Source organism: Thermoanaerobaculia bacterium (genome assembly GCA_035593605.1).
In the GTDB taxonomy this organism is placed as follows: domain Bacteria; phylum Acidobacteriota; class Thermoanaerobaculia; order UBA2201; family DAOSWS01; genus DAOSWS01.
This window is the reverse complement of the sequence record DAOSWS010000008.1, coordinates 42,044-56,223: the sequence shown is the minus strand read 5'-3', so window position 1 is coordinate 56,223 and position 14,180 is coordinate 42,044. Positions and strand designations below refer to the sequence as shown.

The following is a 14,180-nucleotide window of genomic DNA, read 5'->3' as shown; positions in this document are numbered from 1 at the left end:
GGACTATTTCCTGGCCCTTTGATATTTGTCCTCTCATCGAGCAGAAATCAGTCGTTCCGGGTGAACTCCTTAATAGCGCTTTCCATCGTTTCTTTTCTGACAACGTCAGTGATGTGAAAAATAAATCATAACAACCTTTGCAAAAAACAAATTCATATACAGTTCCCGTGATTCTGGCAAGCCGCCTGGAAGTTAATCGTTGGAAGACTGGTGCAATTGCCCGCTGTGCACATCAATACATAAGCAGCGTCTAAACTGGTGATAGTCCCATTCTCATTCACATCCGCCCGACAATACTCATCGTCATTAAACGAAATCATTCCGACGACCTTTTGCAGAATCAGTACGGCATCAAGAGATGATATCGAACCGTTAAGGTTTACGTCCCCTAGATCCGCAGTGCAGTCAACAAAGTGGATCGTAACGCTTTCATCCAGTTTAAATTCGTTCACCCAGGCATGCAGGCCAGTTGTGCAATCGGACGAAGGTGCCTGTAATTGTCTGGTGTAAGTGCCGTCGCCGTTATCCAGAACGGGACCCACATATTCACCGCAACCCGGAGTCCTGGAATACCGTACATCCTGTCCTGATGGATGCGTGCCATCGGCCTGGCGGGTTGCGGTGATAACCACATCATGCAAAGATCCGTCAGCAGAGAGGACGCAGGGATTGGAGGAACAGTCCGGGAAGGCAAGATGGCTGTTGGTTCTGTCAATGTGGTAGAGCTTTCTCCACCGGCCCGTATGCCGCATGTCAAACCCTTCCATCGCCCAGTCTATGTTATCCAGATTGTAGGGTTGCGGAGAATCCCAGCAATAGACCGTGGATCCCCGTGGGATGATATACTCCGAATTGTCAGATCCAATACAAAACTCAACATCCCCATCTCCATCAAGATCGTTGATCGTTGAGAACGCCCCACCAGTAGATCTATGGTAGAGCGGGCCGATTGGAAAATCCTGGATCATGGATCCATTCAGATCAAACGCCATCATTTGTCCATCGGGAACAAAACTACTGTATGAAGAACCAAAGAGAAGCTCCTGCTGAACATTACCGGTTAGATCTACGAAGTTCGCTCGTCTGAAAGCCCAATTCTCCCAGGGTGTTCCACTAAGGTTGATGGGGAATCCTGGTAGATCAGTGAAAGTGCTGGTTTCTATCAGGTGATATCCACCCTGGGCTCGAAATCCCAGATCCATGATTCCATCCTGATTGGGATCTCCAAAAGACATTTCTGTTGCTATCAAGGGCAGTGTGTTAAGCTGATTTCCCATATAATCCAGGATCCAAACTTCGTCTTCACCACGATTGGATATTAGAATCTCTAATTTTCCATCACCTGTGAGATCGAAAAGTATAGGTTTTTCAATCGCTCCTGGTGCTGAATATAGGATTGGAAAATCAGGACAAAACTGTCCATTGGGCTTCAAGCAGATGATGTGCCCTTGAACGGTCACGACAATAATCTGGAGTTCCCCGTCTCCATTTAAATCACCAATCGTTGCCGAATAATTCATTCCGGGCGGTGTCCAGCCTGGAAGGGCCGATATTACCACTGGCCACCCGGGCAGCAAGTTCCCATCAGAGTCAAAGACAAAAATACCTCCTCCGTCAGTGCACGTGACAATAATTTCCTGCTTTCCGTCCTGCGTTAGATCAGCGGCTGCCAGATTGTATGGTACATAATTCGATTGGAAGATCGGCCCATCATGGGGTATATACCAGCGTTCGTTACCCTGGAAATCAAACATGTGCAGTCCGTCGTAGGAAATCACGAATTCCAGAGTGCCATCGTCATCAGAATCGAAGGCTATAGGATTTCCGACTCTATATGCGTCTGAAATTACAGGGAACCCGGGAAGAATCGTACCATCAGGGTTGAACATGTATAGGTACTTGTCCTGGAAAGTGTTTGTTTTCCCCATCCCGAGTATTTCTTTGGTTCCATCATCGTTAAAGTCGGCAATCAATAATGAGCCAGTATCATTGTTAGTCACCTCAACAGGCCAGCCCGGCTGGGAAGGAATCTGTGAGAATAATTCATTTGGCAAAACAGGAAGAAGGCAAATAAATAAAATTATTAAGCCAATGTGTCCCTGCCTATTGGGGATGCGCATGTTTACTATTATATGATATTGACCTCCTTCCCAATAACTGATCAAGATTCTACGTTCGTGTTTTCAAATCCGTCCATACCGAACAATAGTTTGCGCGCATTTAATCAAGGGGAGTAGTCCACCCGTAGTTTGACAGAAGGATATAATTCAGTTGAACACTGATCGTGTAAAAAAAGAAGGCTTGCAGCGCTATCATCGGGATAGTCCGCTACCCCCAACGATGCCCTATTGCTCAATTGTATGTGCACTTTTAAGTGTGATGGTTTTACATCAGTTCTTTGTCAGGAGCCTTCTTCGCTGGAAATGAGGTCGACTTTATCGATCCGGGGCAGGAGCGGCTCCGGCGTTCCGATCCGGTGATCTGAAAATGTGTGATCCAAATCCTGAAGCGTCTGCACGGGTGAGTTCATCTGGGAGAAAAGCCGTTGCGTTGTTGTCGGGAGAATGGGACTCATACAGATTGCCATCCGCCGCAGAAGGTCTACGGCACGGGATACCGTTGTTCGCGCCTCATCCTCACTGGTTTTAATCTGGGACCAGGGCTGGGTCTCCTGGATGAACTGGTTTCCGATATCGCCCAGTTCCCCCAGGTCCCGTACAACGCGACTGAAATCCAGCTCGGCATAATGGGTCTGAATGGACGAAAGAATTTCCCCGACCCTGTCAGGAGAGGGAGGGAGTGCTCCGGCCGTCAATCTTCCATCGAGACGGCTGGCCGTGAATTTCAACACCCGGTTGGCCAGATTAAGAATATTGTCGACAAGCTGCCCTGAGACCATCTGTCGGAAGTGTTCCAGGTCCAGATCGACGTCGCTGACCTTGTTTCCCAGGTGGGCGGCGTAATAGTACCGAAGATAATCAGGATTCAGGGCATTCAGATACTGACGGGCTGTGATAAAGGTCCCGCGGGATTTACTCATCTTTTCGCCGTTGACCGTCAGGAACCCATGGACGTGGATGGCCTCGGGAAGTTGAAACCCGGCCCCCATAAGCATGGCGGGCCAGAAAAGAAAGTGGAAATAGATGATGTCTTTCCCGATAAAGTGGATGATCCTGCCCGTATCCCGGGTCCAGTAATCTTCGTAATCCAGCCCCCGCTGTTCACAGTAGTGCTTGGTTGAAGCGATGTATCCGATGGGAGCATCCAGCCATACATAGTAGTACTTATCGGTTTCTCCCACGATGGGAAACCCGAAGTAGGGGGCATCACGGGAAATATCCCAGTCTTTTAACCCGCCGTCGATCCAGTGAAGACAGAAATTCCTTATATTTTCCTGAATAATCAGTTTGTTTGTCAGGAACTCTCGAAGCCGATCCGCGTAATTCGTCAGCTTGAAAAAGTAATGAACGGAAGTCCTGGTGGTGGGTACGGATCCGCACAGGGCGCAGGTCGCATGGAGCAGGTCCGTGGGCTGATAGGTGCTGTTGCAGGATTCGCAGTTGTCACCGTATTGATCCGTCGCGCCACAGCGGGGGCAGGTACCCCGGACATAACGGTCCGGAAGGAAACGCTCACATTGATTGCAGTATGTCAGCTCAATTTCTTTTGTATAGATATCCCCGCGGTCCCGGAGCCTGGTGAAGATCAGGTCGGACATTTCCTTGTTTTCGGGTGAATTCGTAGAATAGAAAGAGTCAAAGTCCACGTGGAAGTCGTGAAAATCCTGCTGATGCTCCCGGTAACTCCGGTTGATCAGATCTTCTGGAGTTATTCCCTGTTTCCTGGCGTTGATTTCAATCGGAGCACCATGTGTGTCGTCGGCGCAGCAATAGATTACCGATTCGCCCCTCGATTTCAGATATCGAACATAAATATCCGTCTCGATGTACTCCACCATGTGGCCCAGATGGATGGGACCATTTGCATAGGGAAGAGCGGAGGTGACGACGGTTTTCTTCACTGTGCGTGAAATTCCTCGTCGTGTACATCGGATGAAAGGCCCAGAATTCCTTCGATTCGGGAAATGTATTCGTAATGCCCCAGCTCCTCACCGGCGAGCCTTTTCCCCATGGATTTGATGGTTTCTCCCGGTACGGTGTCGGCAATGGAGCCGTAGAATTCGGACATGGATTTTTCGAAACCCCTGGCAACTTTGAGAACTTCCTCGAGGCCGGCCTGGTCCAGGGCGGATTGATCAAACACGTTCGAGAGCCTGAAAGGGCGAATCTCACAATCCTTGATGAAATTTTGAACATCAAAGCTTAGTTTCTTGATCTCCGGTTCCAACGCCCTGGTAAAGATGTCGATATGGGTCGCCTCAAAACCGGCAAGCTGGAGGATCATCATGCGCGCTTCATCGTCCTCGCACCGCTCTGCGACCGTCTCGTACATTCTGCGGCTCATGACTTCCTTTTCTATGGCGTATTCGATAAGCTCTTGAATGTTCATATTTCGTAACCTCCGGTTTCGTAAGGCATTATTTTACCACAGGATGCGCTCTTCGCTTCAGGTTTTCCAGGTGGATGCCCATGACAGGAGTCGATCCAGTGTTCCTCTGCCTTCACTTTTTCCCTGGTATCGGGGATCTCTGCCTCCTCCGCGGCCGCCGGTTTCCTGAAGGACTCGCTGGAAGAGCTCGGATGCCGGCCGGGTGGAGTTCTTTCCCTGGATTACCAGGAAATAGACAGTTTCCTCTCCATCCCCGATCAGGAGCAGAGTGGATCCCGGTCGTTTCTCTGCAAGGATTTCAGAGGCTCTGCTTAGGAGAGAGGGGTCTCCTCCGGAAAGGTGAATTACATCGGAGACAGGGATACCCTCGTGTAACCAATGGAGAATTGTCTCATGAAGCTTCCGGATCGTTCTGGAAGCTGTCTGTCGCTGGCTTTGCCAGGAGGACAGAGCTTCCAGGTAGTCGGATGGACCGCAACCCAGGATCTCCGTAATTCCTTCATGAAGACGGTCTGTATCGCGAACGACCTGAAGGACGGAACCTCCCGCCCAGAACAGGACACGCCGCCCACCCTTGATCCGTTCTCCGGCACGAAGCCGAAGTAGCTGGACCTGTCCCAGTGAAGCGACATGGAGACCCCCGCAGGTGTTTTGATCCAGGTCTTCAATCGAAACAATTCGTACCTGTCCAGAGAATCCCTCCGGCAGGAGCCGGCTCCGGATCTCCATGGTTTGGTATTCTTCCCCGGTCACCCACCGGGTGGAAACGTGCAGATTTTTCAGGATGTGAGAATTAGCCAGATCCTCCAGCTCTTCCAGACGGGAGGGTTCGATGGCATCTCCCCCCAGATCCAGTGTTGCCTGTGCCTCTCCCAGGTGAAACGAAAGCGTACGCCATCCCATGATACGGTCCGCGAGGACCGTCAACAGATGCTGGGCTGTGTGATGCTGCATGAACCGGAAACGTCGAGGCCAGTCGAGATGACATTCACAGGGTCCGACCGGGATCGGCTGGTTCACATAGTGTCGAATCTCTTCGTCAATCTTTTGTGTATCCGTGACTATTGCACCATTTATCGTGCCGCGGTCACCGGGTTGACCGCCGCCCTCAGGGTAAAAAAGGGTTTCATCAAGGGTTACATAGGAACCACGTTCATCCTTGCCTGAGGTGATGATCTTTGTAGTCAGCTGCTTAGCTTCAGGATTCTGATAGAATAGGGCGTCCATTCAGCTATTGTAGCAAAGGAGGACATTCGTGGATTCACATGCTAGCCGGACAAAGGAAAAGATCAGTGCAGTCAAGGGAACCCGGGATATTCTTCCGCCGGACAGCAGCCTGTGGCAGGCTGTGGAGAGGAAAGCTCACGAGGTTTTCGGAACATTCGGATATATGGAAATTCGGAATCCCGTGATTGAGCCGGCTGAACTCTTCGTTCGCTCCATAGGGGAGGGAACGGATATTGTGAACAAGGAGATGTATATTTTTCAGGACCGGAAGGGAAGATCGATCTGCCTTCGTCCCGAGGGAACCGCCTCGGTCGCCCGCGCCTATATCGAGCACGGTCTTCGTGTGCAACCCCATCCGCAGAGGCTTTACTATCTGGGCCCCATGTTTCGGTATGAACGCCCGCAGAAGGGACGATACCGCCAGTTTCATCAGATCGGTGCGGAAATCCTGGGGAGTGAAACTCCGGAAGCCGACGTTGAAATGTTGACCATGGTCCATGATTACCTCAAGGTTCTCCATTTCGAACACCTTCGCGTCCTGCTGAATTCGGTGGGTTGTGATGTTTGTCGGCCTCCCTATCGAAAGATCCTGATCCATGCCCTGGACCAGCGGAAAGAGGATCTCTGCGAAGACTGCCGGTCGCGTATCACGGTCAACCCTCTTCGGGTCATGGATTGTAAAACCCGGGGTTGTCAGGCTGTGGTGACCCAGCTCCCTCCCATGGTGGACCATCTTTGTGACGAATGCCGGATTCACCACGGTAAGGTCCTCGAAGGACTGGATCGAGCGGGTGTTGCATATGAGCGGAATGACCGGCTTGTGAGGGGACTGGACTATTACACCCGTACTGTGTTTGAAGTAGTATCCGAAGATCTGGGGGCTCAGAATGCCATGCTGGGCGGGGGGCGATACAATCGACTGATCGAGGAACTGGGTGGGCCGACAACCCCCGGAGTCGGATTTGCGATCGGTCAGGATCGTCTTGTGGATATCCTTCCCAACAGTTTCCGTGACATGATTCTGCAGCGCGAACTCTATTACCTGGTTCCATCGGAAGAGAAATTTCGAGACCGTGCAGGCCGGATCGCCAGAGTTCTTCGATCATCCGGTCATACTGCCATCGAAGAAGTCGACGGGCGTTCCTTCAAGGCTGCGGCGAAGTTCGCAGACCGAACCGGGATAACCTTTACCATCTTTCTCGGCGAATCAGAAGCTTCTGAAGATTCGATCACGATCAAGAATATGAAATCAGGAGAACAGATATCCCTGAAAGAGGAGCTATTTCATCAGCGAATCAAGGGTAAGCTCAGTCTCTTCGACGCATGAGGTCGCTGATCCGGTAAAAGACCCAGCGACTCATGCCGGGAAAAGTCTGGTGAAACCGGACATATACGGCAGCGGTCCAGGGCAGTACGACTCGATTCTTTTTTGACGCAAGAGCGCGAATCATAGTCCTGGCAACCTGATCAGCTTTGAGCGGACGAATGAGACCGGCCGCTGCGGGCATGGAAGATCGATCAGCATGGTCGAAAAATTCTGTTTCCACTTCCCCCGGGCAGATGGCCGTAAATCGAATGGGAGTAGCTCTAAATTCACCTGCGAGCGCTTCCATGAGGCCGACCACGGCAAATTTCGTACCTGAATAAACTGCCATTCCTGCATATCCCATGAGTCCCGCGATCGATGCTACCGCCATGAAGTGTCCCCGGTTCACACTTCGGAAATGGGGCAGAACTGCCTGCAATAGATTAACCGTACCCATGATGTTGGTTTCTACCATCGTGCGGTTCTGTTCGTTGGAGAGTTTATCCACCGGGCCAAAGAGTCCAAGTCCGGCGTTGGAGACGGCTGCGTCCAGAGTTCCGAATTCAGTCAGGCACTGGTCTACAGCATCGTGCAGACAGTTCTCATTCCGCACATCTCCGGGAACAAGGAGTACCCGGCTCCCCTTTTTTTCACCCATTTCCTGAATCGAAAGGAGCCGGTCTGATCTTCTGGCTACCAGGACAAGGTTGTCTCCCCGCTCAATAGATTGGCGGCTGAACGCTTCCCCTATTCCGGAGGAAGCTCCTGTAACGAGGATGATGGCCATGGGGGTATTCTAGCATGATCGGTGCCGGGCAAAAGGCATTTGAATCCATGTCGCACTTGCATTATTCTGCCGTTATGTTATCCTTTGAGGCTGATCTAGTGACACCAAAGGGGGGGTCAAGCATGAAATCTGATTTGACGGTTGGGATTGTAGGGGCCGGAGGGGTGGGTGCCGTCACCGCGGGTGCGATGCTGATCGATGCAGCAGCCTATGAAGGGCTGTATGCTATGAACGTTCAGAGCTTCGGTCCTCAGATTCGCGGTGGTGAAAGTTCTACAAAGATCCGTATGAGTGAAGATCAGGTTCTGAGTCCAGGAGATACCTGCGATGTCCTGATCGTCTTTCATCTAAGTGAGTATCCCAAGTTCAGGCAGGATCTCATGCTTAACGATCACACCGTTATCCTTTATGAGCATGACGACCCCCTCGTGGATCAGTTCCCCTTTGAGGTCAAGCCGACACAGCGTCTCCTTCCGGTTCCGTTCAAACGGCTTGCTTCGGAGGAGGTGAAGGTGCCGCAGGCAGCAAATGTTGTTGCCCTTGGGCTCTTTGCCGAAATGTTTGGTCTCTCCCCCGATGGATTAAAAAAGCACATTCAGAAGCGTTTTTTCAAGAAAGGTGAAGCTGTCATTGCCTCCAACCTCAAAGCCCTGGAAGTAGGCGCGACGTATGCCCGTGAATCCTTTGGGGATCTGGATCCATCCTATAAGCTGTCCTACACCCGGGGAGAGCCAAAGCTTGTCCTCACAGGGAATGATGCCATTGGGTTGGGGGCCATCTGGGCCGGATGCCGTTTCTTTGCCGGTTACCCGATTACACCCTCCAGTGAAATCATGCACTTCATGAGTCAGTATCTTCCCAGGTTCGGTGGAATGATGATTCAGACCGAGGATGAAATTTCCGCGATCTGCCATTGTATCGGTGCCTCCTATGCGGGGAAAAAAGCTATGACAGCGACCTCCGGTCCCGGCGTCTCCCTGATGCTGGAAGGAATCGGCCTGGCTTCCATGGCGGAGATTCCCGTTGTAATCGCCAGTGTCCAGCGTGGAGGTCCCTCAACGGGCCTTCCCACAAAGACAGAACAGGCCGATCTTCTCCAGGCTGTTTTTGGAACCCATGGCGATGCTCCCAAAATTGTACTGGCACCAGCCGATGTGCAGGATTGTTTCGACACGACGGTAGAAGCCTTTTATGCGGCGGAAAAGTACCAGATGCCTGTCATTATACTGTCAGATCAGCTGATCGGCCATCGATATGAAACCGTGACCTTCGGAGATCTTACCGGAGGATTCGTGAATAAGGGACAGCGTCTACACCCGGGTCCGGAAGATCTCAATCCCTATTTACGATATAAAGATACGGAAGACGGCATATCCCCGATGGCCATACCCGGAATGGCCGATGGAATGTACCTTGCCTCGGGAATCGAGCACGATGAAAAGGGATCTCCCTCTGCAATGTACTCATGCCACAAGAAGATGACGTTAAAGCGATACAAAAAATTTGATGCCGTACGCCGTGAGCTGAATTATATCCGTCACTACGGACCGGAAGATGCGGAAATTGGAGCTGTCGGATGGGGATCCAGTAAGGGGGTTTTGAAGGAAGCCGTCCTTCGTCTTAATGAAGAAGGGCACAAAGTCAAAGCCGTTGTTCCTCAGATTATCTATCCCCCGAACTATGCTCACTTTGATGAGATGGTTCGACCTCTTAAAAAATTTGTTGTTTTTGAAACCTCCTGGAATCAGCAATTCTTTAAATTCATTCGCACCTACTATCTCTGTGATAAAGATCAGATCGGCACCTATGCGATCCCCGGCGGCAGGGCTCTCACTGTGAAGGAAGTCTACGACCGCCTGAAGGAGGAGCTGTGATGAGCGAAAATGAACACCTCTGGTCAGATTATAAATCCGGTCTCGATCCCATCTGGTGTCCAGGATGCGGAGATTTTGGAGTCCTGAACGCCCTCTACCATACCCTGGCGGAAATAGGAGTTGACTCCAAGGATGTTGCCCTGATCTCGGGGATCGGTTGTTCCTCCAGGATTCCAGGGTATATTAAAACCTACGGGTTCAATTCCATCCATGGACGGCTCCTGCCCATTGCCCAGGGAACCAAGCTGGCCAACCCTGCACTGACCGTGATCGGTACGGGTGGCGATGGGGACGGCCTTGCCATCGGAGCCGGACATTTTCCCCACGCATGCAGAAGAAATGTGGACATCACGTATATCATGATGGATAACGGGATCTATGGTCTTACCAAGGGACAGACCAGCCCTACATCTCCGCTCCATCTTAAAACGAAGTCATCCTACTATGGAAATCCAGAACATCCCTTTGATCCCGCCGTGCTTGCAATCTCCTATCGGGCGACTTTTGTAGCCCGGGCCTTTGCGGGTAACGTAAAGCTATTGAAGGATCTGATGAAGAAGGCCATTGAGCACAGAGGATTTTCTTTCATTCAGGTTCTTTCTCCCTGTGTGACGTATCGAGGAAGGGAGCTATTCAAGCTCTATAAAGAGATTACCTATGAAGTGGATGAATCATTCGATCCCACCAACAAGGTAGAGGCCTTTTCCGTCGCCAGCCGGGAAGACCGTATTGCCCTCGGTATATTGTACCGGGAAGATCGGCTGGTACTTTCCGATGCCTACGATTATGTTATTGCGGAAGCACAGAAAGACGGGGCTATGACGGAGGATGACCTCCGGAGAATTTTCTTGCCCCTGCAAGACGACAAAGAAGAATAAACGCCTCCCGGAATCTGTAGCCTTTCCCGCGATCATTGGAGAACGCAGACTGGTGATACGCCCGGATAAATCGTTCGATTGTCTCTCTCCGTTCGGGCAGGATTCTGGAAAGTTGGTCTGCGACCTCCTGAGGACCCATGGCCCGTGCCGCTTTTCCGGAAGATCTTGCCGCTATTTTGCGGAGAGAGCGATAGAGTAACAGCTGGAACCGATACCCCTTCTGCCACAATCGGCCGGCAACATAGAGGATTACCAGGGCAGGCAGCGATAGTGTGATCGGAACCAGGAAGGGGCGAAGGTCTCTGAGGAAATGACGAACGCGAAAGAGAAGCTCAATCTGCTCTGATCGTCCAAAGGGAAGAACATGGCGATCCCACAGATAATTGAATGTGTCCAGGATTCCCCGGAACAGACCGCCAACGGTACGTTGAACCTGAGGCTGACCTTCGGGAGGTGTGGGATCATACATCCGCCATTCCTCACCGACCCATGCCTCCACCCATGCGTGAGAGTTGCTCTGACGCACAATGAAGTGCTGCTGTACGGCATTCCACTCGCCACCGAGATAACCGCCGACGACACGGGCGGGGATCGTACGGGCCCTCAGAAGAAGGACCATGGAGGAGGCAAAAAGTTCGCAGTGTCCCTCCTTTGAATTTCGAAGGAAATATTCGGTCGGGTCAACGTTTTCTGGAATAGAAGGTTGAAGTGAGTAACGGAATTCTCTATGAAAGTAGGTTTCCAGACTTCGTGCCGTAACGCCAGGGTCGAGTGGCTCCACACCAAGGATTTCATCGGCCAGTAAGTGATAATTGACATGGTTCAGGGGAAGCTGTTTCCATCCTTCCGGATCGCTGCGGTCCTGAACCAGTGGGCTTCGGGAATCCAGATTCAATGCGTATGAAAAGGGCGAGGTGAATCCCCGGGAAACCATGAGGGTGCCATCTGCATAACGGTTGACAGGAACAGGGAAGGAAGTCTCGACCGTGTAATAGGGGAGGAAGAGATGGGGAAGGGCTTCAGTGTGAACAAATATCTCCATGTCGGGCCGACGGGTACGGAGCCGCCTTGATGGAGGATGGATTGCGATGAGCTTTAGCGCTCTCTGTTCCCAGTGCAAACCGTCGGTAAAATCGAAGGTGATGCCTCTTAGCCTGAGAGACTGCCCCGGTTCGATGCCATCCCGGGGGAAGACTCGAAGTACGGGGGTGAAATCGTCACGGAAGGAAGTAATCGATCCCAGGGTAATGGTATCGGAAAGGCCCGTCGTCATTTCTGTCGTCCGGGTAAATCCTTTGACATAGGCACTCTTCAAGCGAGGGATGATAAAAAAGAGGGGCGTACCCAGGAGCAAGGACGCAAGTAACGTGGAAGTGATAATCGTCCGCTTTCGAATCAGTTTCGGCTGCGACCAGTCCATTAACAGGTTCAGGAACGCTCCCAGAGTCAGCAGGAAATAGGGGACAGAAGCAACGTGGGTGGCCGATGCCATGGCGGATAGAAAGAGGAAGAAGGAGAGAATAAGAAATTGGTGGTAGTCGCGCCGCGACTGGATGGATAAAATCTTTACAAGAAGAAGTCCCAGCGTAAGGTGCACCGCCACCTGGATGAGATGTTGGGAGAAAAGGAGAGCATCAATAAAGAAGAATACGAGATTCAATCCGGAAAGGAAGTTTACCCTGCCGGAGGAGAGGATTAGATAGGATTTTCCACGATGCGGCCGAAGATATTGCCAGAGCAGTATGGATTCGTACCCGACCAGCATCCACCATGGGATTACATAGCTGAAGGGAAGGGGAAGAGGAAGCAACGCCGAGAGAAGGAGAATGCTCTTCATGGTTGAACAAGGGCCAGGAAGGTCAGGATCCTCTGTCTATGAACGAGACCTGTACCGGGTTCGATGGAATCCTCCCTGTACTGAATACCCACGGCGCGTCCCCTTCTAAGGTTTCTCAGGATACAATAGGTTACCCTGCAGACCGAACGCTCAAACTCTTCCCTTCCTCCTTCGACCGGGAGGATATAGATGGCTCTTCCAGATTGAAGGAAGGAGTACTCCTTCGCGATAAAGCGCTGTTGCTGAGCTGTTTTCTTCCAGTGGATCGTTCGCGGATCCTCGCCCGGATGAAAAGGTTTCAAGCCTCGATAGTATCTTTCTCCCATCAGATGCGCTTCTGAAACCTGCTCCCCTGTTCCCTTCCAGAGCAAGGCGTCACATTGAGAGACGGGGATGGGGTGAGGGTAAACCGTAATTGGACTTTCCATTCGAATTTTTCGCTCGCGAAGAAAAAATCCGAATGGATAGGTCGATGTGACAGTCAGTTCCAGAGATGAGACGGAACCACGTTCTGAAAAGGTTACCGAAACGGGCGCCCATGACTCACCGCGGGAAGGAATAGGGTCCACAGGTTGCCCATTGATCAATAATCCCTGAAGCGGAAACCATCTTCGCCGGTTTTCGACTCGCACAAAAATCGTCCCCGTCTCTTCAGCAAAGAGTTCTGTGTATTTGAGGGGACCGAGCCTGGCGGTTGTAATCGCAAGAAGGGAGAGGAATCCGGATACAAGCAGGATTCCCATCATGGTTGCTGCTGTGATGTAGAGTGTGTTATTCCCCGTATTCACCGCGGCACCTGTCACGAGGATGAGAAAGAGGACGTATGCGCCTCCCGTTGTTGTCCGCCTGGCCCACCAGATGTTCATACCGGAACTTCTGTTTTGGAAAGTATCTCCTGGAGAATCCGGGTCGTCGTTTCGGTTTCAGATAGTGAATCCCGGAAGTGGCGGGGAAGAATCCGATGGGCAAAAACAGGGACGACAAGGGCCTTTATGTCATCGGGGATGCAATATCCGCGACCATGGAGCAGGGCACGGGCACGGGATGCAGAAAGGAGGTTCTGTGCGCCCCGTGTCGAAACACCCACCATGATGTCGGGGTGGGTTCTCGTGTGCTGGACAAGAGTCATGATATAGGTCAGGAGCTTTTCGTCAACGAAAACTTTTCCGGCCTCTTCCTGGAGGCGAAGCACATCGTCCCTGTCCAAAAGCGGGGTCACTCCTGAAAGAACCTGATCCATTGGCTCCATGAGAAGAACACGACGTTCGACATCTTCGGGAGGGTATCCAACCGAAATGCACATCATGAAACGGTCAAGCTGTGACTCCGGTAATGGGTAGGTGCCGGAAAATTCAATGGGGTTCTGTGTGGCTATAACAAAAAACGGTCGGGGTAGAGGATGGGAATTGCGGTCTACAGTAATTGCGCCCTCGTTCATGGCTTCGAGAAGAGCCGATTGTGTTTTTGGACTTGCCCGGTTGATTTCATCCGCAAGAAGGATATGGGTGAATACCGGCCCGTGTACGAAAGAAAATTCCTGACGCTTGGGATCAAAGATGCTTACTCCCGTAATGTCGGAGGGCATCATGTCCGCTGTAAACTGGATCCGCTGGAACTGGAGATGAAGCGAAGTGGCAATCGAACGCGCGAGAAGTGTTTTCCCGACTCCCGGTACGTCCTGAATCAACAGGTGGCCACGACCAATGAGTGTAATGAGGGCCCGTTGAATGACATCACGTTTTCCCTGGAGGATGTCCCCGAT

General features: G+C 51.5%; 11 protein-coding genes. 3 read left to right on the top strand and 8 right to left on the bottom strand.

What is annotated here, in order from left to right:
- Nucleotides 1-152 precede the first annotated feature (152 nt).
- The 4 genes from PLD04_05440 to PLD04_05425 form a co-directional block, all read right to left on the bottom strand.
- On the bottom strand, nucleotides 153-2,120 hold the full coding sequence (locus PLD04_05440) for a dockerin type I domain-containing protein (protein HXK67767.1): 1,968 nt from the start codon (nucleotides 2,118-2,120) through the stop codon (nucleotides 153-155).
- A 281-nt stretch (nucleotides 2,121-2,401) separates the two neighbouring features.
- Complete coding sequence (gene metG, locus PLD04_05435; GenBank protein HXK67766.1) at nucleotides 2,402-4,021, bottom strand: methionine--tRNA ligase; 1,620 nt, start codon at nucleotides 4,019-4,021, stop codon at nucleotides 2,402-2,404.
- Nucleotides 4,018-4,509: a ferritin family protein gene (locus PLD04_05430; GenBank protein HXK67765.1), complete on the bottom strand. Its 492-nt coding sequence runs from the start codon at nucleotides 4,507-4,509 to the stop codon at nucleotides 4,018-4,020. The genes metG and PLD04_05430 overlap by 4 nt, the downstream gene beginning before the upstream one ends.
- A 57-nt stretch (nucleotides 4,510-4,566) precedes the next feature.
- Nucleotides 4,567-5,736 carry an alanyl-tRNA editing protein gene (locus tag PLD04_05425; GenBank protein ID HXK67764.1) on the bottom strand — a complete coding sequence of 390 codons (1,170 nt, stop codon included), beginning with the start codon at nucleotides 5,734-5,736 and terminating at the stop codon, nucleotides 4,567-4,569.
- 28 nt (nucleotides 5,737-5,764) lie between these two features.
- Between PLD04_05425 and hisS the strand changes: the two genes are divergently transcribed.
- Entirely contained in the window at nucleotides 5,765-7,063 is a 1,299-nt protein-coding gene (hisS, locus tag PLD04_05420) for a histidine--tRNA ligase (protein ID HXK67763.1), read from the top strand.
- On the opposite strand, the gene PLD04_05415 is transcribed toward hisS, so the two are convergent.
- The gene (locus tag PLD04_05415; protein ID HXK67762.1) at nucleotides 7,044-7,829 is read right to left on the bottom strand and encodes an SDR family NAD(P)-dependent oxidoreductase; all 786 of its coding nucleotides are present in this window, start codon (nucleotides 7,827-7,829) and stop codon (nucleotides 7,044-7,046) included. The two genes, hisS and PLD04_05415, sit on opposite strands and share 20 nt — an antisense overlap.
- Before the next feature lie 122 nt (nucleotides 7,830-7,951).
- On the opposite strand from PLD04_05415, the gene PLD04_05410 reads away from it, so the two are divergent.
- Together PLD04_05410 and PLD04_05405 are read left to right on the top strand one after the other, a co-directional pair.
- A complete protein-coding gene (locus PLD04_05410) occupies nucleotides 7,952-9,703 on the top strand; it encodes a 2-oxoacid:acceptor oxidoreductase subunit alpha (protein ID HXK67761.1) in 1,752 nt (583 codons plus the stop codon).
- A complete protein-coding gene (locus PLD04_05405) occupies nucleotides 9,703-10,581 on the top strand; it encodes a 2-oxoacid:ferredoxin oxidoreductase subunit beta (protein HXK67760.1) in 879 nt (292 codons plus the stop codon). Before PLD04_05410 ends, PLD04_05405 begins: the two co-directional genes overlap by 1 nt.
- Here PLD04_05405 and PLD04_05400 read toward each other — a convergent pair.
- From PLD04_05400 to PLD04_05390, 3 genes are read right to left on the bottom strand one after another with little or no spacing between them, the layout of a single operon-like run.
- Nucleotides 10,520-12,418 carry a DUF3488 and transglutaminase-like domain-containing protein gene (locus PLD04_05400; GenBank protein ID HXK67759.1) on the bottom strand — a complete coding sequence of 633 codons (1,899 nt, stop codon included), beginning with the start codon at nucleotides 12,416-12,418 and terminating at the stop codon, nucleotides 10,520-10,522. The genes PLD04_05405 and PLD04_05400 overlap by 62 nt on opposite strands.
- Nucleotides 12,415-13,284, bottom strand: a complete 870-nt coding sequence (locus tag PLD04_05395; protein ID HXK67758.1) for a DUF58 domain-containing protein — start codon at nucleotides 13,282-13,284, stop codon at nucleotides 12,415-12,417. The genes PLD04_05400 and PLD04_05395 overlap by 4 nt, the downstream gene beginning before the upstream one ends.
- The gene (locus PLD04_05390) at nucleotides 13,281-14,105 is read right to left on the bottom strand and encodes a MoxR family ATPase (protein ID HXK67757.1); all 825 of its coding nucleotides are present in this window, start codon (nucleotides 14,103-14,105) and stop codon (nucleotides 13,281-13,283) included. The genes PLD04_05395 and PLD04_05390 overlap by 4 nt, the downstream gene beginning before the upstream one ends.
- Nucleotides 14,106-14,180: the final 75 nt, after the last annotated feature.